Origin of the sequence: Xenorhabdus sp. TH1, assembly GCF_037260955.1 — a bacterium.
Lineage (GTDB): Bacteria > Pseudomonadota > Gammaproteobacteria > Enterobacterales > Enterobacteriaceae > Xenorhabdus > Xenorhabdus griffiniae.
The window spans coordinates 3,450,200-3,473,803 of sequence record NZ_CP147734.1 but is presented as its reverse complement, the minus strand read 5'-3'; the positions used below and the strand labels follow the sequence as shown (position 1 = coordinate 3,473,803).

Here is a 23,604-nt window from a genome sequence, read left to right as displayed (position 1 = left end):
AGAACCATTATCACTGTACGGTATTGAATCGGCTATTTTTGCAATTCTTCTTTAATTAGGCTGATAACGTGTGTAATGTCTTCGTGACTTAATTTGCCATCTTTGACGAATTTCACCTTACCATTTTTATCCAGTACAATGATTGCCGAACTTTTGGGTTCCAGTCCCCAAGCCTTTTTAACCAGCCCGTGACTATCGACAATAAATTGTGACCACGGGAACTGTTTTTTACTGTCTTCGATACTATTGCGAACAAAAACACCAGTGCCAAAAATAGCCTCATCGGTATTCACGATGCTGGTGGTTTGGTATTTATCCTTGGGTAAATCCGCATCCTTCAATGCCTGAATCAAGGGATCATTCATCTCTTTTGCGGAACTACGACCGGCAATATGCTGGATCGTTCTGACTTTTCCCGTAAGTTCAGTACTGCTCCAATTTTGGTAGTTGAACTTACCATCGTTTAGCAACAGCTCACCTTTATCTGTCACACTGACAGCGGGAACAGGTTGTTCTAAGGTGATGTTATGGGCGAACGCAAATATTGACGTGATACTCAATATTGCAGATAACACGATTTTAATTAAAATATTGTTTTTTAACATGTTTATTCCTTATTTGTCATGGTGTGGCATGTTATCAGGGAATGACATATTCAGCATAGCGCTTGTTAACTGGTCTGTCCTCAATAAAATAAACAATTTGATAACATTTAGAGTGATGTATAAGTAAACAAGAGGATGATGTAATATAATGCTCATTAATATCATTATGTTATATCAAAATAGTGATTGAATCTGAATATTGGGGGAACAAATTTCCATATACGTAGTCTATACAGTTGGCATAACAGTGACGCATTGACTCGTTATGTAATGAATAAATGTTATGCAGTAGTCATAAAATCATATCGTAAGAAGCATGGGAGGAAAAAACAGAGATGAAAATCTTTCGCCATTATAACCCACTGAAAATTGCTCTCTACGTGAAAACCCTATTCCGTGGGCGGTTATATATTAAGGACATGGGCGCTTTTGAATTTAATTATGGAAAGATTTTACCCCCGAAAATCAAAGATAAACGCCATTTCCATGTAATGAGTGAAGTTAATCAGCAAGTATTGCGCTTACAGACCGAAATAGGGTGATTGTTTGTAACTGCTCATCGACTAATGACAATGTAATAAGATCAATATGATACATAGCATTAGTATAATCAACGGCCTTGTGGCCGTTTTTTGATCGTGAGTTATTTATCAGGCGCGGTTTTCCGACTAACCTGGTGTTTTCTGCTGCTCGATGTATTGCCGGATGATCGCTCGGCGCACCTCCGCAACTACTTGCAAAATAGCTCGGTGTCCACAGAACGCCTTTGTAGTAATAGCGTAGAGCAATATCTGGGCGGTCACGCCGAAGCAGCCTGCTGGAAACGCCTTTAAGACTGTTGACCAGATTCGATACTGCGAGCTTTGGCGGGTAGTTGATCAGCAAATGCACGTGGTCGTATTCGCCGTCCATTTCAACCAGTTCAACACCAAAATCAGCACATACGCTGCTAAAGTAGCTGCGTAGCTTTTCGATGGCATCAAGATCGAATATCTTTCGTCGATACTTGGCGACGAATACCAAGTGGACGTGCATCAGGAAAACACCGTGTCTTCCGCGTCGACTATCAGTTTCTTTTGTCATAGACCAAAGTATAATGATAGTCATGAAACGACTTCAAGCCTTCAAATTCCAGTTAAGACCAAATGGTCAGCAGGAGCGCGATATGCGACGCTTCGCAGGGGCTTGTCGCTTCGTTTTTAACCGTGCACTGGCACTCCAGAATGAGAACCATGCAGCAGGGAATAAATATCTCCCCTACACCAAAATGGCTTCATGGCTGATTGAGTGGAAATCCGTACCTGAAACACAATGGCTGAAAGAATCTCCCTCGCAACCGTTGCAGCAGTCACTGAAAGATCTGGAGCGCGGCTACAAAAATTTCTTCCAGAAGCGGGCTGCATTCCCCCGCTTCAAAAAACGTGGTCAACATGACTCATTCCGCTACCCGCAGGGCGTGAAGCTCGATCAGCCCAACAGTCGAATCTCGTTGCCAAAGTTAGGGTGGATACGCTATCGCAACAGCCGTGAAGTCATTGGCGAAGTGAAAAACGTCACGGTCAGCCAGTCATGCGGCAAATGGTACGTCAGTATCCAGACTGAATACGAAGTGACTGACCCTGCTCACAATGCAGAATCAATGGTCGGACTGGATGCCGGAGTAACAAAACTTGCCACGCTTTCAGATGGCACGGTATATCAGCCAGTAAGCAGCTTCAAAGCAAACCAACGTAAGCTGGCAACACTCCAGCGGCAGTTGAGTCGCAAAGTAAAATTCAGCGCAAACTGGCAGAAACAAAAACGGAAAATCCAGTGCTTGCACTCGCACATTGCCAATATCCGGCGCGACTACCTTCACAAAGTCACCAGTGAAATCAGCAAAAACCACGCGATGATCGTCATTGAAGACTTGAAGGTCAGTAACATGTCGAAATCGGCAAAAGGCACGGCAGAGAAGCACGGAAGAAACGTCAGAGGCAAATCAGGCTTGAACCGCTCGATACGGGATCAAGGCTGGCATGAAATGCGCCGTCAGCTTGAGTACAAGCAGCTCTGGCGCGGTGGTCAGGTACTGGCGATACCTCCGGCATACACCAGCCAGCGGTGTGCCTGCTGTGGTCATACGGCGAAAGAAAACCGTCAGACGCAAAGTCAATTCGTGTGTCAGGTATGCGGCTACACCGCGAACGCGGATGTAAACGCCGCACGTAATATTTTAGCGGCAGGACATGCCGTGCTTGCCTGTGGAGGGATGGTGCAGCCAGACCGCCCGTTGAAGCAGGAACCCACCGAGGTGAGTCAGGCTTCGGTCTGAACGCTGTAGGAATCCCCGTCCTTTAGGGCGGGGAGGATGTCAAACTGTTGCGGTCATTACAGAAATTCCCACATTGCGGTTTAGTTGGTGTAATGCCAATTCGACGGTTTCAATTTTTGATGAATGCTCAACATCAAGTAATCGATCGATTTGTGCGGGTTTTTGTCCCATTTTTCTGGCTAATTCAGCTTTGCGTGTGCCAGTTTCTATCATGGCATTATGCAAAGCGGCTTTCATTGCTACCAGCACAGGTACATTAACAACGTATTCACCATCAAGTGGAGCACTACCCAGAGGAATAGGGCGGCGTTCCTCAATTTCTATTGCTATAGCTGTTACCACACCTTCAACAGCCTCCAAAAGAGCCTCATCAATAGAGTCACCCACTGAGTTCATCAGGGGTAAGTCACGGCATGATACGACGTAAGCTCCTGTCGATTTATCATGCTCTAATTTAACTGGGTAATGGAATATGGACATTTGACTACCTTTGTTTGATTTTTCGGCTAAAATTACCAAAATATATTGATATTAATTTTTTATTTTGAAGCTCATAGTCCCAGATCCTTTAATATCTTCTTGCGGAGCGGCTCTGGCATTTCTTTGGAACCGTGATCAGGAAAAACTGAACGCCGGCCATTCAAACTAACTTTTTGGTGACTGCCACCGCCAGACGCTTTTTTGAATGCAGCTCCCTGTTGTAGTAACCATCGCTTAAACTCACTGTACTTCATTTGTTCTCCTGAACCAACGTTATAATTATAACGTATACGTTAAATAAATTAACAATAAAGTGAAAAAGAAAAACAAAAATGTTTATTTTAAGGATGGGATGCCGATTTTTCCAGAATTACGGTCAGTGTCATAAAAACTAATTTGGCTGAGTAGTAAATTCGAATCTACGACGGGTTCTTTGGCAGTTAACCCAATAGTCATACCATTGGGCTAACTCAATCAGCTATTTTCTAAGTGTCGGTGGGAAACAGATCCCAGTACCACCTAAGCCACAATACCCTTCAGGGTTTTTGTGGAGATATTGCTGGTGATAATCCTCGGCAAAATAGAATGGTCCCGCTTCGCGAATTTCCGTCGTGATAGTGCGTTGGTCGTTATTTTGTGCCAGCGCTTGCTGATATTGGTCTCGGCTGGCAATTGCCTGTTTATATTGTTGTGGTGAAATCGTGTACAGAGCGGAACGATATTGAGTACCAATATCACCATGTTGACGCATACCTTGGGCGGGATCGTGATTTTCCCAGAACAGGGTAAGTATTTGCGAATAGGTAATTTTGGTTGGATCAAATACGATCTTGACCACTTCTGCATGACCCGTTAATCCAGTACACACTTCTTCATAAGTTGGGTTTGGCGTAGTGCCGCCGCTGTAACCCACGGAGGTAGTGTAAATGCCTTCCTGTTGCCAGAAAAGGCGCTCCACGCCCCAGAAACATCCCATTCCTACATAGGCAATTTCCATATTTTCAGGAATGTTCTCTATCGCATGCTGTGTGATGACATGGTAGGGTGATACGGTTAATGGAGTGGCTCTACCCGGTATAGCATCTGGTGCAGAAACAGGTTGTTTTTCATTGGCTGAATTTGGCAAGATTCCCTCCTGTATATTCAAAGTCTTATGATTATATGTTGCTTGTATATTGTTAAAACTTTACCAGAATTAATTCATTACGGCATTTTTATATTGTTGAATTTTATTCAACCGAGAGATAAATATTAGGAGTTCGAGTGTCACGATATTCCCTCATAGGTGCGCTTTTTGTCTTTATCGTCACTCCATCAGCTTATAGTGCAAATTTACGATTGAAACTAGAAGGTCTTTCTGGAGAATTAGAAAAAAATGCCAGAGTGCAACTTTCCAATATCAGTACCGATGAAGTTTCTCCTGATGGCCGTTTTCGTTCTCGTGTGGAGAAAGCGATACGACAAGGGCTTCGTCCATTAGGATATTATGATCCCACTGTTGAATTTACCTATCAAGAGAACACACCTCCTGCCCGTCCTGTTTTAACTGCAAAGGTAACGCTTGGTGAACCTGTGCGAGTGGCTAAAATGAATATTGATTTGGAAGGTGGCGCTAAAACAGATAAAGACTATGCCATCCTGATTAAAAAAAATAGGCCAAAAGATGGGACCATACTCAACCACGGCGAATATGAAGATTTTAAAAATTCATTGACGAATCTGGCGGTTAAGAAAGGCTATTTTGATGCCGTAATGAAAAAAAGTGAGTTGGGGGTAGCAAAAGATCTGCACGAATCTATTTGGGATTTTGATTTCGATAGCGGGCAACGCTATCGTTTTGGCCCTGTGACATTCTACGGATCTCAAATTCGTGAAACTTACCTGAATAACCTTATTCCTTTTAAACCAGGCGAATACTATTCCTCTGAACAATTAGCCGAATTTAACCGTCGTTTGGTGGATACCGGATGGTTCAATTCTGCGGTTGTTGTACCCGATTTTAAAATAGGGCGTGAGAGTAAGGATAAATTATTACCATTAAATGCATCCTTAGTGCCTCGTTCTGCCAACTATGTTGAATTGGGGGGAGGTTATGGAACGGATGTAGGGCCTCGTGTTCAGACAAAATGGAAAAAACCGTGGCTTAATTCCCGTGGACACAGTTTGAGTACCAGCCTTAACCTTTCTAGACGCGATCAAATCATTGACGCATCCTACAAAATGCCGCTTAAAGTTAACCCACTGGAAGAATATTATCAGCTACAAACGGGTTATAGACGTAAAGATATTAACGATACCATTTCAGATACGGCAACCTTGAACCTTTCCCGTAATTGGGATCGTTTTACGGGTTGGCAGTACAGTGTGAATCTGCGTTGGAGTCTTAGCCACTTTACTCAGGCTAACGTAACAAATACCACCATGCTGCTTTATCCGGGATTTAGTCTAAGCCGTATTCGCCAGCATGGCGGCACAATGCCTTATTGGGGAGATAGCCAGCGTTACTCGCTTGATATTTCTGATACAACCTGGCAGTCCAATGTCGATTTTCTCGTATTACAGGCTCATCATGTTTGGATAAGAACGTATCGGGAGAATCACCGTTTTGTGGTACGGGCAGATTTGGGTTGGATAGAGACTAGCGAATTTGACAAGGTGCCACCGGATCTCCGCTTCTTTGCAGGGGGGGATCGCAGTATTCGTGGCTATAAGTACCAAAAAATCTCACCGAAAGATAGTGCGGGAAAATTAGTTGGGGCATCAAAGCTGGCGGTTGGTTCGTTAGAATATCAATACAATATTTATGGCAATTGGTGGAGTGCGTTGTTTGTCGATTCCGGTGAAGCGGTGGATGACATTAGAAAGAGTAATTTTAAAACTGGCGCAGGAATTGGCGTGCGCTGGGCGTCACCGGTTGGGCCGATAAAATTTGATTTGGCAACGCCAATTGGAGATCCAGATAGTCATAATGTTGAATTTTATATTGGTTTAGGAGCCGAACTATGAAGTGGGCAAAAAGGGTTAGTATTGCTTTCCTGCTGATTGTTGGCTTGTTATTAGTGGCAGTTATCGGACTGGTTGGCACTCAAACTGGTTTGCATTTGGTGATCAACAGTGCGGCACGTTGGGTTCCTGGATTGGATATTGCGAGTGTCAGCGGAGGTTGGCGCGATTTAACGTTAAAAGGCGTGAAATATCAGATGCCAGGCGTTAACGTTAATGCAGATAATTTGCATCTCTCTATCCGGCTCTCCTGTCTGAAACACAGTCAGGTGTGCGTTAATGCATTGACAACTGAAGGGGTCACTGTTGCGGTGAATACCGCTGAACTTCCGCCATCGGCTCCTGTTACTGACTCAGAACCATTGACTGAATTGCAAACACCGTATCCTATCTCATTAGACTTGCTTTCTTTGAAAAATATTCATGTGCAGGTAGATGGTATCGCTATTGCATTGGATGAGTTTAAAACGGCTGCCCAGTGGCAGGAAAAACGACTGATATTAAAACCTACGGAAATTAATAGATTGCTGGTGGCATTGCCAAAAAGCACATCTGAAAAAACCGGTACAGCGCAAAAAATTGAGCAGCAGGCCGAAGTGGAAAAACCTCTGGGTGAAACGTTGAAGGCGTTATTTGCCCAACCTCTGTTAGCGGAGTTACCTGCTGTTCCTATTCCTCTTGATATCACGCTGGAGGGTATCCACGGCAGCCAGCTTCATTTGACGGGTGATACCGATATCAAGATTAACGATTTGCAGCTACAGGCCAGCAATCATGGGCAGGCAGTCGAAATAAAAACGTTAAGCGTACAGGCACCGGAAGGTTCACTGGCGATACGGGGGACAGCAAAGCTAGCTGAAAAATGGCCAGTTAACCTGGTGGTTAAGGGTAAGGTCAATGACTTAAATCATATCAATCTGGATGACTTAAAAGGGCAACAGATTGATTTAACGTTAAAAGGTGCGTTGTTACAGCAGCTTAATCTCTCATTGGAGCTTGCTGGCCCTGTCGCTGCCAGTTTGGATGCTCAGACTGAATTGGCAAAAGCAGGCTTACCTGTTCGTCTGACATTGAAAAGCCATCAACTGCAATGGCCACTTAAAGGCAAACCAGAATATCAGCTTGATGGCGTCAAGTTGCGCTTAAATGGTCAAGCCAGTCACTACGCTCTTTCCCTCCGCTCAGATATTAAGGGCAATGATCTTCCGCCAGCATCGTTGATGCTGGATGCAAAAGGTAATGAAGAATTGCTGAGGTTAACGCGCCTGCGTTTGGTGGCCTTGCAGGGGAAAGCTGATATTGCCGGCGTGGTTGATTGGAGCAAAGCCATTAGTTGGAATGCCAGACTCATTTTGGATGGCATCAATACGGCCAAACAGTGGCCGGAATGGCCTGCCAGGGTAGATGGTCAAATAGCCGTACGTGGCAGCCTGTATGGAGGAAGCTGGCAGCTTCAGATACCTGAAATTACCCTTGATGGTCATGTGAAGCAGAATGTTATCAAAGCGCGTGGCAAAGCATCGGGTAACGCCGCGGGACAGTGGGATATTCCTCAACTCGATCTTACCGTTGGGCATAATACGTTGAATGTACAAGGACGGCTTACGGATCAGGCGTGGAAACTTGATGGTGAAATTAATGCACCGCAATTAACTGGCTTACTGCCGGGTTTGGCTGGCTTTATTACGGGTGAAGTCAAATTGCGAGGCAATATGCAAGCCCCGCAAATCGTGGCAGATTTGAATGCACGTGGGTTACGTTGGCAGGATGTGCTAAGAGTGGATAGCGCCGCGATCAAAGGTGATGTACGTTCGGCTGAGCAGATCCAGGGCCAGTTATCGGTTGTTGTGCGGCAATTGCAGCAGGCGGATTTAACCATCAGGAACCTGACGCTCAACGCAAAAGGCACAGAAAGGAAGCATGATTTACAACTGAAAATAGAAGGAACACCGGTATCAGGCCACTTGGCACTTAAGGGCAGCTTTGATCGTCAAAAGGAGCACTGGCAAGGCAGTATCAACGATACTGATTTTAATACGCCTGTCGGTGAGTGGCGTTTAAGCAAGGCGATAGCCATTGATTATTTCAATTTGCAGCAAAAGGCCATAGTGGGAACCCATTGCTGGCTTAATCCCAATGCTCATCTTTGTATCTCAAAACCTATTGAGGCAGGAACCAGCGGTCATGCACAAGTGGCACTTGAACGCTTTGATCTGGCTATGATCCAGCCATTCCTTGATAAAAGTACCCAACTTAAGGGTCTATTCAATGGTAATGCGGAGATAAGATGGACAGCAGGGCAGGGGTTGCCTCAGGCAAAAGTGGCCCTTCAAGGGGATGGGGTACAAGTTCGTCAGGTTGTGGAGGGTAATACATTACCGATTAATTTTGAAACGCTGACCTTGCATGCAGGACTGGCAGATGGGAAGGCTAATTTGGCATGGCTATTTAAATTGGCTGGTAATGGGCAGTTAAAAGGCGATGTGCAGGTCGCTGATTTAGAAGGTAGCCGAAAATTAGCGGGTAATGTCGATATTCAAGCACTTTCCTTAGGGTTGGTTAAACCCATTTTGGATAAAGGCGAAAAAGCAGAGGGAGGAGTAAATGCGAACTTACGTATTGGTGGCAATGCCAAAGATCCACTGCTATTTGGTCAACTTAACGTTGATGCCCTGCAAATGAGTAGCCATTGGCTTCCGTTCGATATTACCCAAGGTCAGTTAGCCGTGCATTTTGCCGGTACTAGTTCTAATTTGCATGGCATGGTTAGAACCCCTAAGGGGCAACTCAACCTGAATGGTTATGCTAACTGGCGCAACTTAGATGCATGGTACGCCAGAGTGACAGCCGATGGTGATAAGTTACGTGTCACTGTTCCGCCGATGGTAAAGGTGGATGTCAGCCCAAATTTGGTGCTGGAAGCAAAACCAAACCTGTTGAAACTCGACGGTAATGTGGATATCCCGTGGGCACGTATTACGGTTCAGGAGTTACCGGAATCAGCGGTAGGTGTTTCTGCTGATGAAGTGATGCTAAATAACAATCTCCAGCCTATAGAGAAGAAAAAATCACCTATTTTGATTCAAAGCAACTTAAATGTTCATATTGGTAATGACGTGCATCTGAGTGCATTCGGTTTGAAGGCACAGCTTAAAGGAAATTTGAAAGTCCTTCAGGATAAGCAGGGATTGGGGCTGAATGGCCAGATTGATATCCCGGAAGGGAATTTCCATGCTTATGGGCAAGATTTGCAAGTGCGTAAGGGAACCATTATGTTCTCTGGCCCGCCAGATCAGCCATTGTTGAACATTGAAGCTATCCGTAATCCAGAATCGACAGCGGACAAGGTCATCGCAGGAGTGCGTGTCACCGGATTGGCAGATAAACCGAAAGTAGAAGTTTTTTCTGATCCGGTAAAATCACAACAGGAAGCTTTGTCTTACTTGTTACGTGGTGAAGGATTGGAAAAAGGGGATTCTGACAACTCGCAAATGGCGGCTATGCTGATTGGGTTGGGGATTGCCCAGAGTGGCCAATTAGTCGGTAAGATTGGGGAAACTTTTGGCGTCTCTGATTTGGCTTTAGATACTCAGGGTGTGGGTGATAAATCTCAGGTAGTTGTCAGTGGCAGAATTACCAACAACTTACAAGTGAAGTATGGTGTGGGTATTTTTGACTCTCTGGCGACGTTGACGTTACGTTATCGTGTGATGCCAAGATTGTATCTGGAGGCGGTATCTGGTATTGATCAGGCTTTAGATCTGCTCTATGAGTTTGAGTTTTAAAGATGCGAGTTATTGTTTATGGCAGCCTGAGGCGAAAACAAGGCAATCATCACTGGATGACGGATGCTCAATTGTTGGGAGAGCACAGATTAGCAGGTTATGAAATTTATGATCTGGGGCACTATCCGGCGGTTGTCCGTGGCGAAGGAACCATTGAATGTGAAGTTTATCGTATTACGCCATCCATCCTGACAGAATTGGATGAGTTGAAAAAAAATGCTCAGGAGTACGAAAGGGAACTGATTGAAACACCGTATGGCAAAGCCTGGATCTACCTCTACAAATTACCTGTTGAGGGGTTGCACCGGATAACCTGTGGTGACTGGCTGAAACGCCATGAAGAAGAGTAAAAATTAGATAGCCGGAAGACAAGCAAAGACCTCTGTCCCTGGTCGGGGCAGAGGTTTTTTGGGATTAAAATCCGCAATTACTTGTCAGGATTACTTTTTAGCAGCGCGTTCGAAAGAAGACAGGATCTCAGCTTTAGCGGCTTCAGCATTATCCCAGCCTTCAACTTTAACCCACTTGCCTTTTTCCAGATCTTTGTAGTGCTCGAAGAAGTGAGTGATTTGGGCACGCAGCAGTTCTGGCAGATCGTTCACATCTTTGATGTGATCGTATTCTTTGCTCAGTTTAGTATGAGGAACGGCGACCAGTTTTGCATCTTCACCGGATTCGTCAGTCATTTTCAGGACACCAACTGGACGGCAGCGGATCACAGAACCTGGCTGCAATGGGTAGGGTGTTGGCACCAATACGTCAACTGGGTCACCATCGAGAGACAGGGTATTGTTGATGTAGCCGTAGTTACATGGGTAGAACATCGCGGTTGACATGAAACGGTCTACAAACAGGGCACCAGACTCTTTGTCTACTTCATATTTGATGGGATCGGCATTTGCTGGGATCTCAATGATGACATAAATATCTTCAGGCAGCTCTTTGCCAGCCGGTACATTATTCAGGCTCATAAAACGGTTTCCTTCAATGTTAAACCAAAATGGAGTGCGGGGTATTATAGCCAAAACAGGCCAAAATTCCTCGGATTTTTCGGTGGTTGGCGGTGGCTTAAAAGAATAATAAAAAAGCACAGACTCAAGTTTAATTGAGTCTGTGCTGATTTATATTAAACGTAGTTTAATATGGTGAAACTTGTCCATAACCATCAACGCGTATTACACAAAGGAGCATTGACGAAGAAGCAGATTGACTTGTCTTTTTAGCTTCCCTTGTATCGTAGTTATATCCATAATAAAGTCCTCCCTCTGATGGAGTATATATTTTCAATATATTAGTCCCCGCCGTGTGATTCCGCAGATATTCCAATCCAAAGTAAGGGAACTGCGCTTTGTCATATTCATAACTAATTGAAGTTAGAGTCGTCGTTTGCGGAGTTGCGCCTATATCAGTCAGGTTCGGTGTGACAGCGTTCTGGCCATAGAGATTGATATTATCTTTGCCAGTCCAATCCAAATCTTGACAGTCTGGAGAGCCATTCAAGGGAACAGTTTTCGAATTCGAACCATTCATATCAGGATATTCAGGGATAAGTAGGTATCTCCGTGGGTTGAAGGTATAGTAATAACTAGATTTTACTCCCGTATCCATAAATGTTTTGGTGAGTGTCACTGTTACCGGCCATTGCTCAATGGAGAAACTATTTATGGGGAATGTTATTTCCCCGTTTAGTGTATCTACTTTCACTAAGTTAGGGTTGGAAGATTTGATACTTGATGGGCTGTTCGAAGTCTGCGTACCATCTGAGCGGTTAGTTGCCGTGTCATCATACAACTGTGTTCCATCCTGCGCCAGTTGAATAACCAGATCTCCATGTACGTTATAGGGTCTTCCCTGCTCAGCAATATATTTCGTAACATTTGAACCTTTCGCACCCATCAGAATTCCCACTGGTATTGGGATAGGATCGAAGCTTACCGGTACAGATTGTATGCTATTTGCATCATTTTCACTGGCTGCATCTGGCATTAGTTTGAAATAAAGTCCATCCATACCGACAAGACTTGACATAGAGAGAGTCACATAACCCTCGTTATCGGTGGTTGGATTTGTAGGAATCTCAAGTTTAATTTCTTCTACAGGTGGAATGACATTAGAAGCAGCATTCATTATTTCCGCTTTAAGTTTAACAAGAGACTGATTTTTAAGAGGGAGTCTGCTTTCTGCGTCGATGACTGGCACCTTATAGGTATAGCGTTCTTTTCCGCCAGCGGTTATTGGTCCCACAGGTGATTGCGATATTGCACCGAATGCAAACTTCAGGCTTTCTGGTGTGACAAAATCGAGTGGCTCAGAGAAGCTTTGATGTTTGTCATTAATCAATACCTCAACTTTAGCACCTTTCACTACCTGGGTACTGGTTACAATCGCCTTGATTTTACCCTCCTGATCAGAGGAGTTCTCATAGCCAGGCGCGGGCTTAACCGATAATCCCGGTAGATCAGCGGGTTCGATGCTCCATTGTAAGTTCATATCCATTTTTTTATTGATAGGATAACCATTGAGATCGAATACAGTCGCAGTCACAATGATTGGTTTGCGTTCTGTTGCCTCATAAGGCCCTTTTTGGTCGAATACAAAATCTTTGGCCTGAATAGCATCACTAAGATTAGTGAAATAAAATGGCTTATCACCTTTTATCTCCAATTTAGGTTGCTCATCCATTGACAGATAAATCTTTGTTTTCGGATCAATCGGTTGAGTACTGCTCAACATGGCAGTTAACTGGCCTGCATCATTAGTCATGCCTGCTGAGTCCCAGGTTAATGTTGCATGTTTATCTGGTGGATCGATGCTCCATTTTACGTTCGATATTGCCTTGTTTTTAATTGGCGGGTTGTTTTTATTGCCATAGGTGATTGTGGCTGCCAGGTCATAAGCCGGTTTGCCATTGGAAATTATAGGGCCTGTGCCATTTGGCTTGATGCTTTGGTCTTTAATGGCAAAAGGTTCAACAACCACATTCATGTAAGATGTCATGGGCTTATTGTTGCCCGTGACTTCAGAAATAGCAGACAGGGTATAGCTGTTTATCCCCTTGGCAGAATATTTCGGCAAGTCCAGTTCAACAGATCTGCCATGAGGTGTGATAGCTCCCCCGTTTTTACGGAACTCTTCATTAGCCTGCCATGATAGCTTCTTCAGTTTGTGCTCAGCGGTAATATTAGGGGTGATTTGAACATGTTGGGCACTATATCCGCTTAATGTATTTGGCAAAGCGAGGTTGAACACGGGTTTTTTCTTGTAGTCCAGCACGATATGGTTGTTTCTTTGCACGATATCATAACGGCTTCCCATCAGTGTGCGCATAGCAGCAACGCTATTCGGTGAAATTTGATCCGCAAAAGGTATACCAAAACGATAATTCAGATTGGCCTGGAAGAGAGCCTCACTGTGTCCACTGCTTCCGAGTTTATAATCCACACCCATTGTCATCAGTGGAATCGGGGTATAATTTAGGCCAAGTCGGGCAAGGTTAGGGTTTTTTTGCTTGGTTTTCCGATTGAACAGGGCAACGTTATCGCCGAAGTACTGTTCATAACTCAACTTACCCCCAATGTTTGGATAAGCTGGTAAGAAAAATTCACCATTGATATCGTAGCCGTTGGCTGGCCGTTCTTCATATTCCAGTTCTTTGGGGGATTGGCGCCATTTGCTCAAGCGCCAGTATGTGTTGGCAGACAATTTAATATAATCAGTCCAGATTTCTCCGCCAACACCCAACCGTTGATGTTGTCCTGTGAAATCATTGTCAAGGAAGGTATTTAAACCATACATCCAATCGGGTGTGAAATAACGTCCACCAAGACCGAGGTTTAGGGTATTGCGGCTATCGTGTCTGCGATAACCTAACTGAGAGAAAAATAGCCAATCCGCTTTATTGTCATAGAGGGGTAACAGTAGATCCAGGGAGCTGCTATCCAGTTTTCCTTTTTTATCGACGGAAAGATTGATATTGGCTGTACCAAATCTGGATAACCATTTTTGCGTTTCCGTGGATATCGCACCATTGATTTTCCCCAAAGCATAGGATTTTGCCTGTTCGGTTAATTGGGATGGGGAAGAGGATAAGATATTACTCACCCTATGGATATTTTGTGCGATGACTCCTGCTTCTTTATCGAGAGCAGCTTGCTTATCTTGCGCCTGATTGGTGTTCTTTTCATTTTCTGATCCCTGTAAGGACATTCTATTCTCTTGAATCTTTTCACCCGCTGAAAGCGCACTCGTAGGAGTAAAGGGTAAAAAAAGCGAATACATGAGAATAGAAAGCCGAAAAACTTTATGATTTATATACGAGTCCATATATGAATTCCTCATAAAATATGGGCTGTCGCCAGCGCTTTAGCGTTACATCTTTGATGTTCCAAATTTCAGTTTTATTGGGTATAGCTATCTCATTAATATAAAAAAGATAATATTTCCCATACCTACATACATTAGGAAAACTTTTATTGTTATGCGTAATGAAAAATGATTATCGATTGATAGCAAAAAGTTATCAGTTTATTTCCGCTGAAATTAGATTTCATTTTTTAAAAGTTTTTTATGCAAGAGAGGTGTTTTTTCAGGAATGACTATGGTGTATCAGTGGGAATATATAATTAAATGGTTGCAGGCTTAATAAGCCTGTGGTTTGAAAAATAAATGGAATAAGAGGTGGAAACCCACCTCTTTAAATTAGAGCATTAATAATGCTGCTTATTGCTCAGGAAACTCCGCCATAAAACTTTCGGCTTTTTCTACCATAGATTTGGTGCCGACAAAAAAAGGTACTCGTTGGTGCAGCTTATTTGGCACGATATCCAGAATACGGTTTGCACCATCGCTGGCTTTACCACCGGCTTGTTCAGCCAGGAGTGCAATTGGGTTGCACTCATAAAGTAAGCGGAGTTTGCCCGTTGGATGGCTTGCCGTACTTGGGTAGATATAGATCCCACCTTTTAATAGATTGCGGTGAAAATCTGCAACCAGGGAACCAATATAACGGGTTGTGTAAGGGCGCTGGGTTGCTTCGTCTTGTTCCTGACAATATTTGATGTATTTTTTCACGCCCATTGGGAACTTGATGTAGTTCCCTTCATTGATAGAGTACATATTGCCCTTTTCTGGGAATTGGACTTTCTCATGAGTCAGACAGAATACACCAAGGGAAGGATCATAAGTAAAAGTATGGACACCACAGCCTGTTGTATAAACCAGCATTGTAGATGAACCATAAACCACATAACCCGCTGCAACCTGACGATTGCCGGGTTGTAAGAAATCCTCTTCGGTGACAGGCTGGCCTACCGGGGTAATTCGATGGTAAATTGAGAAAATAGTTCCGACGGAAACGTTTACATCAATATTCGAAGAACCATCCAGAGGATCCATCAAAACAACATACTTCGCATTTTCTGCTCGGTCGCCATCAAAAATAACGATGTCGTCTTCTTCTTCGGAAGCAATGCCTGCAACTTCGCCGCGTGCTTTCAGTGCTGCCTTGAGTTTTTCATTGGCATATAAATCCAGTTTCATCTGGACTTCACCCTGAACATTAGATACGCCACTTGTGCCTAAAATATCCACCAGACCAGCTTTATTGATATCCCTATGGATAATTTTGGCACCCAACTTGATGGCAGACAGTAGTGCAGTCAGTTCACCTGTAGCATGCGGAAAATCTTGCTGCTTTTCGACGATGAATTCGCCCAATGTTTTCATGACAAAAGCCTTGAATTGGTTATGGTTTTAGGAAATGTGCTTCACTGATGTGTCGCACTTATGTGCCGCACTTAGGCGCGGGCAGTTTAGCTAAAGAATCCGATGATTCATAGGCTATTGCGTTTTTAATCTTTGATTTGAGGGGTAGAATAGTGAAACAGTTCATGAATCAGGTAGAAATAAATGCGTATTCATATTCTTGGCATTTGCGGTACTTTCATGGGTGGGCTAGCGATCCTCGCTCGTGCACAGGGGCATGAAGTGACTGGCTCTGATGCCAATGTCTATCCCCCAATGAGCACTTTGCTGGAAAAACAGGGCATTGGGCTGATCCAGGGGTACGATCCGGCACAGCTTGATCCTGCTCCAGATAGGGTGATCATTGGTAATGCCATGACACGTGGCAATCCCTGCGTAGAAGCCGTGCTAGATCGTGGCATTCCTTATACTTCTGGCCCGCAATGGCTGCATGATCATATATTGCCGGAGCGTTGGGTATTGGCAGTCGCGGGAACCCACGGCAAAACAACGACAGCAGGTATGGTAGCCTGGATATTGGAAGAGTGTGGCTATAAACCCGGGTTTCTGATCGGTGGCGTGCCAGGGAATTTTGACGTTTCAGCACACATTGGTGAAAGCCCATTTTTTGTGATTGAAGCGGATGAATACGACAGTGCTTTCTTTGATAAGCGTTCGAAATTTGTCCATTACAGCCCCCGTACATTGGTCATGAACAATCTTGAGTTTGATCATGCCGACATTTTCGAAAATTTGGGCGCGATTCAAAAACAGTTCCACCATCTCGTCAGGGTTGTGCCGAGTACCGGTAAGATCATTGTTCCTGATAATGATATTAATTTGAAGCAAGTGCTCTCAATGGGATGTTGGAGTGAATTGGAACAGATCGGAGAAAGTGGTCACTGGCAAGCGAAAAAAGCCAGCCAGGATAGCAGCCACTATCAGGTATTCCGTCAGGGTGAGCAGGTTGGGGAGGTGAAGTGGTCATTAGTCGGTGAACACAATATGCATAATGGTTTGATCGCAATTGCGGCAGCCCATCATGTAGGCGTTCAACCTGCGGATGCCTGTCAGGCACTTGGCAAATTTATTAATGCCCGTCGTCGCCTTGAATTGCGCGGCGAAGTTAATGGTATCTCAGTGTATGATGATTTTGCCCATCATCCAACGGCTATCTTAGCCACACTGGAAGCATTGAGAAGTAAAGTGGGTGGCGTGGCTCGCATTCTTGCCGTGCTGGAACCGCGTTCGAATACCATGAAAATGGGCATGAGCAAAAATGACATTGCTCCTTCTTTGGGACGCGCCGATGAAGTTTTCCTCTATCAACCCACCAATATTCCGTGGCAGGTTGTTGAAATTGCTGAACAGTGCGTCCAGCCTGCCCGTTGGAGTGCGGATATTGATACTTTAGTTAGGATGATAGTAGAAACGGCACAGTCCGGTGACCATATTCTGCTGATGAGTAATGGTGGATTTGGTGGTATTCACGAAAAACTACTGGCTGCATTAGCGCAAAAAGTAAGTGTAGCGTAGCATCCATATGAAAAGGCCGCATTAAGCGGCCCGTTGATTTTAATCTAAAGTTAATTGTGTAGGTCTACATTCATAGAGCGTCGCCAATTTTTCCAACGTTGCCTGGCGTGGTCGTTCTGATTTTTCAAATTGAGAGACTGCCGCTTGCTTTATTCCCAGCTTTTCAGCCACGTCTGTCTGTGATAAACCTCGATATATACGCCATGCTGCATGAAGTGTGATTTCTTCATCAACCATGATGCTAATGATTTCATGTGGAATGGTTTCATCGTCATTAACGTCTTTGGTGTAAGGGATGCTGACATAATCTTCATCACGATCCACCGCTGCAAGTAAACGTTCATATTCTTCAATAGGAAGCACTACAGCCTGCTTGTTGCCGTTCTCATCTGTAATAAACTGAATACCAGCCATATTATCTCCGATATTGTATTGACCCTTACGTGAATAGTGGAAAAAGCTGGTGGTATACCCGCTATGCTGGTCAATATGTATTTGTTTGTCTTCGCTTAATTTCCTGCACTTCTAAAATCTTCGGTTCTTGGTCAGAAAGCTCAAACAAAATTCGGTAGTCACCTACTCTTAATCTGTATTTAGCTTCTGTTCCCGTTAATTTTTTAATATCCAAATCGACGAATGGGTAACCAGTAAGTAAACTAATTTTGTTTTTTATCACCTTCTGGTATTTCGTGTCGATCCTGATTAGCTGCTTGGTTGCTGCTTTAGACCAAATCACTTTGACCATTATTTCCCCTATTTAAAGCACATCGCCATTTTCAGGATATTTAAAATATAAGAGTTAAGGCTTATATTGTCAATGTGTTACTATGAATATAAGTCTTGATATAAGATTTTTGTGGCTAATCTTAAAATGTCATTCTTACCGTAACATTTTAGCGGTGGGGCATGTCGTATTTGCCCTTTAAGGCGAGGAAAGGTGTTAAGATTCGGTCTGCTAATTGTATATCTTAATTGGCATGGCAGACCGACCCACAAGATTAAAGTTCCTGTTCAAACAGGTTGAGAATGGCTTCGTAAAGTTGTTTTGTCGTAAAGTCTTGCGCTGGGGTGGAAAAAATAGTGTCATCCCCTGCAATGCTGCCAAGTATCCCTTCTGCTTTTCCCAATGAATCTAATAGTCGGGCAATGAGTTGTGCTGCGCCAGGGCTGGTTCGTATGACGACAATGCTGTGATTATAATCGACATCTAATACCAGATTTTTTAATGGGCTGGTGGCAGTAGGAACACCCAATTCTGCGGGTAAGCAGTAAACCATTTCCATTTTTGCATTACGGGTTCGGACAGCACCAAATTTCGTCAGCATTCTGGAAACTTTAGATTGGTTGATATTTTCAAACCCCTGCTCTTGAAGTGCCGAAACAATTTCGCCTTGAGAGCTGAATTTTTCTTCTTTCAATAATGCCTTGAAAGCTTTTACCAAATCTTCATGTTTCGAAGGAATACGCATATTTCACCATCGTTGAATCCGTTATCAGGAGGATATTATGCGAAAGAGTGCATTTTTATTCAAGAAAGAGGAAGAAGAAACCAACATACAGAGCATAGGGAATTAAACAGAGTAAATGTATTGTTAATTAAATGGTGGTATTTGGGGATTGTTTGGTCTGAAAGGGAAGAGTAAGGTAATCCGTTAATTGATGAGGAATACAGCTGAAATAATTCTTGAAAAAGTGTCCATTATCTCATTAACAGATAAGCATTTTGTTTAGAATAAAACGACTTTGGTGTTCCATCGTCAGGCTATTAAGTGGATAATCTGACTGTTAACAGATTGTTTTTAATGCATGGTGTTTTTAATACATAGTGTATATAAATAGATCGTATTTACAGTACTTAATTTAAGGAGTATCAGGATGAAAGTTGCAGTTCTCGGTGCAGCCGGTGGTATTGGTCAGGCACTTGCCCTTCTACTCAAGACCCAGCTTCCTTCAGGTTCAGAACTTTCCTTGTATGACATTGCTCCGGTGACTCCAGGCGTGGCAACCGATCTGAGCCATATCCCAACGGAAGTCAAAGTCGCTGGTTTTGCTGGTGAAGATGCAACTCCTGCACTGGTAGGTGCAGATGTCGTATTAATTTCTGCAGGTGTGGCGCGTAAACCTGGTATGGATCGTTCCGATTTATTCAATATCAATGCGGGTATCATTCGTAATCTGGTTCAGCAGGTTGCTAAAACTTGTCCAAAAGCATTAATTGGAATTATTACCAACCCAGTTAATACCACGGTAGCAATCGCCGCTGAGGTACTGAAAAAAGAAGGGGTGTACGATAAGAACCGCCTGTTTGGTGTCACAACCCTGGATATCATTCGCTCCAACACCTTTGTGGCTGAACTCAAGGGCAAGAAAGTAGAAGAAATAGAAGTTCCTGTTATTGGTGGGCACTCTGGTGTGACTATTCTGCCTCTGTTGTCGCAAATCCCAGGTGTTAGCTTCACTGATGAAGAAGTTGAAGCATTGACCAAGCGTATCCAGAATGCGGGTACTGAGGTTGTTGAAGCGAAAGCGGGTGGCGGTTCTGCAACACTCTCTATGGGACAAGCAGCGGCTCGTTTGGGACTGTCACTGATCCGTGGCTTGCAAGGTGAAAGCCATGTTGTTGAGTGCAGCTATGTTGAAGGTGATGGCAAATATGCCCGTTTCTTCGCACAGCCTGTTCGCTTAGGTAAAAATGGTATCGAAGAACGTTTAGATATTGGCAAGTTGAGTGACTTCGAACAGAAAGCATTGGATAACATGCTGGATGTTTTGAAGAAAGATATCGAATTAGGCGAAAAGTTTATTAATGGCTAATTCATTTATTAATGATTTATTAATATACGAATTAAGTTAAATATATTAGATAACTAAAACCGCTAGTTAGAAATAACTAGCGGTTTTTCTTTCAATAGTTATATTGATAGTTAATTATTCTTTTTCTCTCTAACTTTTCTTTCCAATAGTTCTCCTGTATGGGGATCGAAATAGCGGCTTGGCCATATTTCAGACGGATGTAGTTCTAAGTAATTCGCTATTATCCATTCTCCCTTGGGCCACGGGCGAGAAAGTGTATTCGCCAAAGTTGATGAACTCAGTCCTGCCGCACGAGAAACGGCAGCTAATGTCGTTCCTCGTTTACGTAAAGCGGCAATAATATCAGCAGGATGCCAATCCGATTTCATAGAAATCATTTTTTTAATCCTTTTCTATTAAATTTGAAGCCACATTAGTGGTATAACTAAAGCGTTAATGTGAAATTAATAACGAACATGAACCTGTTATTAAGAAAGTAAAATAACATTATTTTTTCTAAAAATGTTTCTAATTTTTTCTTAATAACTTCTTTTTTGAACTTGGTTACAAAAATAGAGAAACATTATGAAAAAAGAGTGGTATACGGCAATGGAGCTGACCGGTGTAGGTGAGTTACCTAGATCACCACAAGGAGTTAATGCCAGGGCAAAACGTGAAGAGTGGTTAAGGCAAAAGCGGCCAGGTATCCAGGGAAGAGCGATTGAATACCATTACTCTTGTTTTCCTAAATCAACGTTAGAAGCTTTAGAGCTTCATGAAACACCAGCGGAATATCAGGTTCAGAAACAAGATCCTTTATCCATTTGGGTAAGTGCATTTAATTTACTCACCGAGGAAGAGAAGGAGGCCATTACCGAAGTGATATTACGAGACGGCATAAGAAGCTTTTTGGAAAAAATCATAGCTACTCGAGACAGCTTTTGAAAGGCCAAGTGCTTAAAATTTGGTTTTATCGTCACTGCTCCAGTATCAAGCGAGGAGAAAGAGATGAAAAAAGAGTGGTATTCTGCAAAAGAACTCATCGGCCTCGCAGGGCTGCCATCATCTCCCCAAGGAGTCAATCTGATGGCAAGACGCGAGGGCTGGGAACAACGCCGTAAGCGTGGCGTACAAGGTAAAGCGCTTGAATATAATGTCAACAGCTTGCCCGAAGAAGTCGTGAATGTACTGACAGTCAGTGAAAGTTCGGTCGAATATTACCGCAATAAGCGACAAGACCCATTTATGATCTGGGTAGAGGCTTATTACCAGTTGAGTAAATCCGAAAGAGAACGAATGGTTAAATTTATTTTGAGAAAAGGGCTAGCCAGCCTTGTCCAATATGTCGGCATTCATGATTTTGATAATAAAGACAGCGCCCTAGATTGAATGATCTGGGGCACTGATTCAGTTTTAGGAAAGTCGCTGTACAGCGACATGAGCCAATCCCTCAAGAGCCGCCTTGTATGGAGAATCTTCCAGTGACTGCAATGCTGAAATGGCCTTATCAGCTTCTTCTTCTGCCCTCTGGCGGGTGTATTTAAGTGAACCACACTGTTTCATCGTTGCCAGAACAGTATCCAGCAAATGGCGGCCATTACCTTGTTCAATAGCACTTCGGATCAACGCGGATTGTTCCGGTGTTCCGTGATTCATGGCGTGCAAAAGAGGCAATGTGGGTTTGCCTTCGTTTAAGTCATCTCCGGTATTCTTACCAAGCGTACTGTTATCTGAATCATAATCCAGCAGATCATCAATTAATTGAAATGCGGTGCCAAGATAACGGCCATAATCACGTAGTGCTATTTCTTGTTCAGGAGTGGCATTGGCGAGAATGGCGGCTGAATGCGCAGCGACTTCAAACAGGCGGGCGGTTTTACTGTAAATGACCCTCATATAGTCATCTTCTGAAATATTAGGATCATTGCAGTTCATCAACTGCATGACTTCGCCTTCAGCGATGACATTGGTAGCATCAGACATCAATTTTAATACGCGCATGGAGTCGAGATCGGTCATCATTTGAAATGAACGCGTATAGATAAAATCGCCCACCAAGACACTGGCTGCATTGCCATAAATGGAATTGGCTGTTGCCTTACCACGGCGCATGTCAGATTCATCAACGACATCATCATGTAGTAGTGTTGCCGTGTGGATGAATTCAATCAAAGCAGCAACTTTGATGTATTTTTCGTCTTGGCAATGAAGGGCCTTACCTGCCAGTACGGCAATCATTGGCCGAATGCGTTTGCCACCGCCGCTGATGATGTAATATCCAAGTTGGTTGATCAGCGCAACATCAGAATTTAATTGGTTAAGAATGGTTTCATTAACCGCTGCCATATCATCAGCGGTGAGTTTAATTATCGATTCTAAATTCATGTTTTGGCTTTGGACTCTGATTCAGAGCTGTGCTCATTAATTAGCATATCAATAGATATCAAGATATATTGATTGTACTTGAAAAACCGTTCAAATAAATGACAATTGAAAAACTCTGTTTTTTTCTCATCTGTTCTAATTCTGCACTTGTCTTCCAAGTGGTTTTTGCGTAGAATTCGCGCCCTATTGTGAATATTTTATAGCGCGCTCTGGAAAGCATTTTTAGGGGGTGCGCGGAAAGCGGAGTTTATATGTACGCAGTTTTCCAAAGTGGTGGTAAACAACACCGAGTAAGCGAAGGCCAAACAATTCGCTTGGAAAAGCTGGACATCGCAACAGGTGAAACTGTTGAGTTTGACCAGGTGCTGATGGTCGCTAACGGCGAAGACATCAAAATCGGCGCTCCAGTAGTTGAAGGCGTTAAAGTTAAAGCTGAAGTTGTAGCTCACGGTCGTGGCGAGAAAGTTAAAATTGTTAAGTTTCGTCGTCGTAAACACAGCCGTAAGCAGCAGGGCCACCGTCAGTGGTTCACCGATGTTAAAATCACTGGCATCGCTTAAGATTTTAGGAGAGCAGATTAATGGCACACAAAAAGGCTGGCGGCTCGACTCGTAACGGTCGCGATTCTGAAAGTAAACGTCTGGGTGTAAAACGCTTTGGTGGTGAGTCTGTTTTGGCAGGTAGCATCATCGTTCGTCAACGTGGTACTAAATTCCACGCAGGCAACAACGTAGGTTGTGGCCGTGACCACACCCTGTTCGCATTAGCTGACGGGAAAGTTAAGTTCGAAGTTAAAGGTTCAAAAAACCGTAAATTTATCAGCATCGAAGCTGAATAAGTTTTTTGCATCTTGATCGAATCAGAAGCCCTGCAATGTGTGTTGCGGGGCTTTTTATTATTTTGGATTACGCCATCTCTGGGTACTAGCTGCCATCCAGCTTTACAGTGGCTATCCTACGGA

At 43.6% G+C, this 23,604-nt stretch carries 23 protein-coding genes and 1 pseudogene; 11 read left to right on the top strand and 13 right to left on the bottom strand.

Translation table 11 applies throughout. The features are described 5' to 3' along the window. Positions 1-32: 32 nt before the first annotated feature. Positions 33-605, bottom strand: a complete 573-nt coding sequence (locus WDV74_RS15125; protein WP_338883628.1) for a YtfJ family protein — start codon at positions 603-605, stop codon at positions 33-35. A gap of 335 nt (positions 606-940) precedes the next feature. Between WDV74_RS15125 and WDV74_RS15120 the strand changes: the two genes are divergently transcribed. Further along, a complete protein-coding gene (locus WDV74_RS15120) occupies positions 941-1,147 on the top strand; it encodes a DUF1107 domain-containing protein (RefSeq protein ID WP_273559261.1) in 207 nt (68 codons plus the stop codon). Between the two features lie 126 nt (positions 1,148-1,273). On the opposite strand, the pseudogene tnpA reads toward WDV74_RS15120, so the two are convergent. Beyond that, positions 1,274-1,688, bottom strand: a pseudogene (tnpA, locus tag WDV74_RS15115) (IS200/IS605 family transposase). 22 nt (positions 1,689-1,710) lie between these two features. Here tnpA and WDV74_RS15110 point away from each other — a divergent pair. Then, entirely contained in the window at positions 1,711-2,919 is a 1,209-nt protein-coding gene (locus WDV74_RS15110; RefSeq protein WP_338883626.1) for a transposase, read from the top strand. A 39-nt stretch (positions 2,920-2,958) separates the two neighbouring features. On the opposite strand, the gene WDV74_RS15105 is transcribed toward WDV74_RS15110, so the two are convergent. The 3 genes from WDV74_RS15105 to msrA all read right to left on the bottom strand — a co-directional run bounded on the left by WDV74_RS15105 (position 2,959) and on the right by msrA (position 4,525). Beyond that, positions 2,959-3,399, bottom strand: coding sequence for a type II toxin-antitoxin system HicB family antitoxin (locus WDV74_RS15105; RefSeq protein ID WP_273559258.1), 441 nt, complete (start codon positions 3,397-3,399; stop codon positions 2,959-2,961). A gap of 71 nt (positions 3,400-3,470) precedes the next feature. After that, the gene (locus WDV74_RS15100; RefSeq protein WP_273559257.1) at positions 3,471-3,653 is read right to left on the bottom strand and encodes a type II toxin-antitoxin system HicA family toxin; all 183 of its coding nucleotides are present in this window, start codon (positions 3,651-3,653) and stop codon (positions 3,471-3,473) included. A gap of 224 nt (positions 3,654-3,877) precedes the next feature. Beyond that, positions 3,878-4,525, bottom strand: coding sequence for a peptide-methionine (S)-S-oxide reductase MsrA (msrA, locus tag WDV74_RS15095; protein ID WP_074021055.1), 648 nt, complete (start codon positions 4,523-4,525; stop codon positions 3,878-3,880). A 137-nt stretch (positions 4,526-4,662) separates the two neighbouring features. Between msrA and WDV74_RS15090 the strand changes: the two genes are divergently transcribed. From WDV74_RS15090 to WDV74_RS15080, 3 genes are read left to right on the top strand one after another with little or no spacing between them, the layout of a single operon-like run. Continuing rightward, positions 4,663-6,405, top strand: coding sequence for an autotransporter assembly complex family protein (locus WDV74_RS15090; RefSeq protein ID WP_338883625.1), 1,743 nt, complete (start codon positions 4,663-4,665; stop codon positions 6,403-6,405). Then, complete coding sequence (locus WDV74_RS15085) at positions 6,402-10,187, top strand: translocation/assembly module TamB domain-containing protein (RefSeq protein ID WP_338883623.1); 3,786 nt, start codon at positions 6,402-6,404, stop codon at positions 10,185-10,187. The genes WDV74_RS15090 and WDV74_RS15085 overlap by 4 nt, the downstream gene beginning before the upstream one ends. 2 nt (positions 10,188-10,189) lie before the next feature. Then, positions 10,190-10,537: a gamma-glutamylcyclotransferase gene (locus WDV74_RS15080; RefSeq protein ID WP_074021050.1), complete on the top strand. Its 348-nt coding sequence runs from the start codon at positions 10,190-10,192 to the stop codon at positions 10,535-10,537. Between the two features lie 90 nt (positions 10,538-10,627). On the opposite strand, the gene ppa is transcribed toward WDV74_RS15080, so the two are convergent. From ppa to fbp, 3 genes are all read right to left on the bottom strand, one after another. Beyond that, positions 10,628-11,158 (bottom strand): inorganic diphosphatase, encoded by a 531-nt coding sequence (gene ppa, locus WDV74_RS15075; protein ID WP_074021048.1) that lies wholly within the window; start codon positions 11,156-11,158, stop codon positions 10,628-10,630. A 166-nt stretch (positions 11,159-11,324) separates the two neighbouring features. Continuing rightward, positions 11,325-14,393, bottom strand: coding sequence for an inverse autotransporter beta domain-containing protein (locus WDV74_RS15070; protein ID WP_338883618.1), 3,069 nt, complete (start codon positions 14,391-14,393; stop codon positions 11,325-11,327). Positions 14,394-14,906: 513 nt separating this feature from the next. Next, the gene (fbp, locus tag WDV74_RS15065) at positions 14,907-15,911 is read right to left on the bottom strand and encodes a class 1 fructose-bisphosphatase (RefSeq protein WP_338883617.1); all 1,005 of its coding nucleotides are present in this window, start codon (positions 15,909-15,911) and stop codon (positions 14,907-14,909) included. A 183-nt stretch (positions 15,912-16,094) separates the two neighbouring features. Here fbp and mpl point away from each other — a divergent pair, with 183 nt between their 5' ends. Then, positions 16,095-17,465, top strand: a complete 1,371-nt coding sequence (mpl, locus tag WDV74_RS15060) for a UDP-N-acetylmuramate:L-alanyl-gamma-D-glutamyl-meso-diaminopimelate ligase (protein WP_338883616.1) — start codon at positions 16,095-16,097, stop codon at positions 17,463-17,465. A gap of 39 nt (positions 17,466-17,504) precedes the next feature. Here the strand turns inward: mpl and WDV74_RS15055 are convergent, their stop codons facing one another. From WDV74_RS15055 to argR, 3 genes are all read right to left on the bottom strand, one after another. Then, on the bottom strand, positions 17,505-17,879 hold the full coding sequence (locus WDV74_RS15055) for a helix-turn-helix transcriptional regulator (RefSeq protein ID WP_338803947.1): 375 nt from the start codon (positions 17,877-17,879) through the stop codon (positions 17,505-17,507). Between the two features lie 70 nt (positions 17,880-17,949). Then, a complete protein-coding gene (locus WDV74_RS15050) occupies positions 17,950-18,210 on the bottom strand; it encodes a type II toxin-antitoxin system RelE/ParE family toxin (protein ID WP_338883614.1) in 261 nt (86 codons plus the stop codon). Between the two features lie 253 nt (positions 18,211-18,463). After that, entirely contained in the window at positions 18,464-18,934 is a 471-nt protein-coding gene (gene argR, locus WDV74_RS15045) for a transcriptional regulator ArgR (protein ID WP_338883613.1), read from the bottom strand. A gap of 406 nt (positions 18,935-19,340) precedes the next feature. Here argR and mdh point away from each other — a divergent pair, with 406 nt between their 5' ends. Next, entirely contained in the window at positions 19,341-20,279 is a 939-nt protein-coding gene (gene mdh, locus WDV74_RS15040) for a malate dehydrogenase (RefSeq protein ID WP_338883612.1), read from the top strand. Positions 20,280-20,389: 110 nt separating this feature from the next. On the opposite strand, the gene WDV74_RS15035 is transcribed toward mdh, so the two are convergent. Further along, positions 20,390-20,656 (bottom strand): helix-turn-helix transcriptional regulator, encoded by a 267-nt coding sequence (locus WDV74_RS15035; protein ID WP_099132640.1) that lies wholly within the window; start codon positions 20,654-20,656, stop codon positions 20,390-20,392. Positions 20,657-20,843: 187 nt separating this feature from the next. Here WDV74_RS15035 and WDV74_RS15030 point away from each other — a divergent pair, with 187 nt between their 5' ends. Together WDV74_RS15030 and WDV74_RS15025 are read left to right on the top strand one after the other, a co-directional pair. Continuing rightward, entirely contained in the window at positions 20,844-21,203 is a 360-nt protein-coding gene (locus WDV74_RS15030) for a DNA-binding protein (RefSeq protein WP_338883611.1), read from the top strand. 63 nt (positions 21,204-21,266) lie between these two features. Continuing rightward, on the top strand, positions 21,267-21,647 hold the full coding sequence (locus WDV74_RS15025) for a DNA-binding protein (RefSeq protein WP_338883610.1): 381 nt from the start codon (positions 21,267-21,269) through the stop codon (positions 21,645-21,647). A gap of 24 nt (positions 21,648-21,671) precedes the next feature. On the opposite strand, the gene ispB is transcribed toward WDV74_RS15025, so the two are convergent. Further along, positions 21,672-22,643, bottom strand: a complete 972-nt coding sequence (gene ispB, locus WDV74_RS15020) for an octaprenyl diphosphate synthase (protein WP_338883609.1) — start codon at positions 22,641-22,643, stop codon at positions 21,672-21,674. Between the two features lie 251 nt (positions 22,644-22,894). Between ispB and rplU the strand changes: the two genes are divergently transcribed. Further along, on the top strand, positions 22,895-23,203 hold the full coding sequence (rplU, locus tag WDV74_RS15015) for a 50S ribosomal protein L21 (RefSeq protein ID WP_045968299.1): 309 nt from the start codon (positions 22,895-22,897) through the stop codon (positions 23,201-23,203). Positions 23,204-23,223: 20 nt separating this feature from the next. After that, complete coding sequence (rpmA, locus tag WDV74_RS15010) at positions 23,224-23,481, top strand: 50S ribosomal protein L27 (protein WP_038237679.1); 258 nt, start codon at positions 23,224-23,226, stop codon at positions 23,479-23,481. Positions 23,482-23,604 lie beyond the last annotated feature (123 nt).

Coding starts and splice junctions, on each gene's coding strand:
- WDV74_RS15125 (WP_338883628.1), bottom strand. CDS start 605: ATGTTAAAAAACAATATTTTAATTAAAATCGTGTTATCTGCAATATTG.
- WDV74_RS15120 (WP_273559261.1), top strand. CDS start 941: ATGAAAATCTTTCGCCATTATAACCCACTGAAAATTGCTCTCTACGTG.
- WDV74_RS15110 (WP_338883626.1), top strand. CDS start 1,711: ATGAAACGACTTCAAGCCTTCAAATTCCAGTTAAGACCAAATGGTCAG.
- WDV74_RS15105 (WP_273559258.1), bottom strand. CDS start 3,399: ATGTCCATATTCCATTACCCAGTTAAATTAGAGCATGATAAATCGACA.
- WDV74_RS15100 (WP_273559257.1), bottom strand. CDS start 3,653: ATGAAGTACAGTGAGTTTAAGCGATGGTTACTACAACAGGGAGCTGCA.
- WDV74_RS15085 (WP_338883623.1), top strand. CDS start 6,402: ATGAAGTGGGCAAAAAGGGTTAGTATTGCTTTCCTGCTGATTGTTGGC.
- WDV74_RS15080 (WP_074021050.1), top strand. CDS start 10,190: ATGCGAGTTATTGTTTATGGCAGCCTGAGGCGAAAACAAGGCAATCAT.
- ppa (WP_074021048.1), bottom strand. CDS start 11,158: ATGAGCCTGAATAATGTACCGGCTGGCAAAGAGCTGCCTGAAGATATT.
- WDV74_RS15070 (WP_338883618.1), bottom strand. CDS start 14,393: ATGTCCTTACAGGGATCAGAAAATGAAAAGAACACCAATCAGGCGCAA.
- fbp (WP_338883617.1), bottom strand. CDS start 15,911: ATGAAAACATTGGGCGAATTCATCGTCGAAAAGCAGCAAGATTTTCCG.
- mpl (WP_338883616.1), top strand. CDS start 16,095: ATGCGTATTCATATTCTTGGCATTTGCGGTACTTTCATGGGTGGGCTA.
- WDV74_RS15055 (WP_338803947.1), bottom strand. CDS start 17,879: ATGGCTGGTATTCAGTTTATTACAGATGAGAACGGCAACAAGCAGGCT.
- WDV74_RS15050 (WP_338883614.1), bottom strand. CDS start 18,210: ATGGTCAAAGTGATTTGGTCTAAAGCAGCAACCAAGCAGCTAATCAGG.
- argR (WP_338883613.1), bottom strand. CDS start 18,934: ATGCGTATTCCTTCGAAACATGAAGATTTGGTAAAAGCTTTCAAGGCA.
- mdh (WP_338883612.1), top strand. CDS start 19,341: ATGAAAGTTGCAGTTCTCGGTGCAGCCGGTGGTATTGGTCAGGCACTT.
- WDV74_RS15035 (WP_099132640.1), bottom strand. CDS start 20,656: ATGATTTCTATGAAATCGGATTGGCATCCTGCTGATATTATTGCCGCT.
- WDV74_RS15030 (WP_338883611.1), top strand. CDS start 20,844: ATGAAAAAAGAGTGGTATACGGCAATGGAGCTGACCGGTGTAGGTGAG.
- WDV74_RS15025 (WP_338883610.1), top strand. CDS start 21,267: ATGAAAAAAGAGTGGTATTCTGCAAAAGAACTCATCGGCCTCGCAGGG.
- ispB (WP_338883609.1), bottom strand. CDS start 22,643: ATGAATTTAGAATCGATAATTAAACTCACCGCTGATGATATGGCAGCG.
- rplU (WP_045968299.1), top strand. CDS start 22,895: ATGTACGCAGTTTTCCAAAGTGGTGGTAAACAACACCGAGTAAGCGAA.
- rpmA (WP_038237679.1), top strand. CDS start 23,224: ATGGCACACAAAAAGGCTGGCGGCTCGACTCGTAACGGTCGCGATTCT.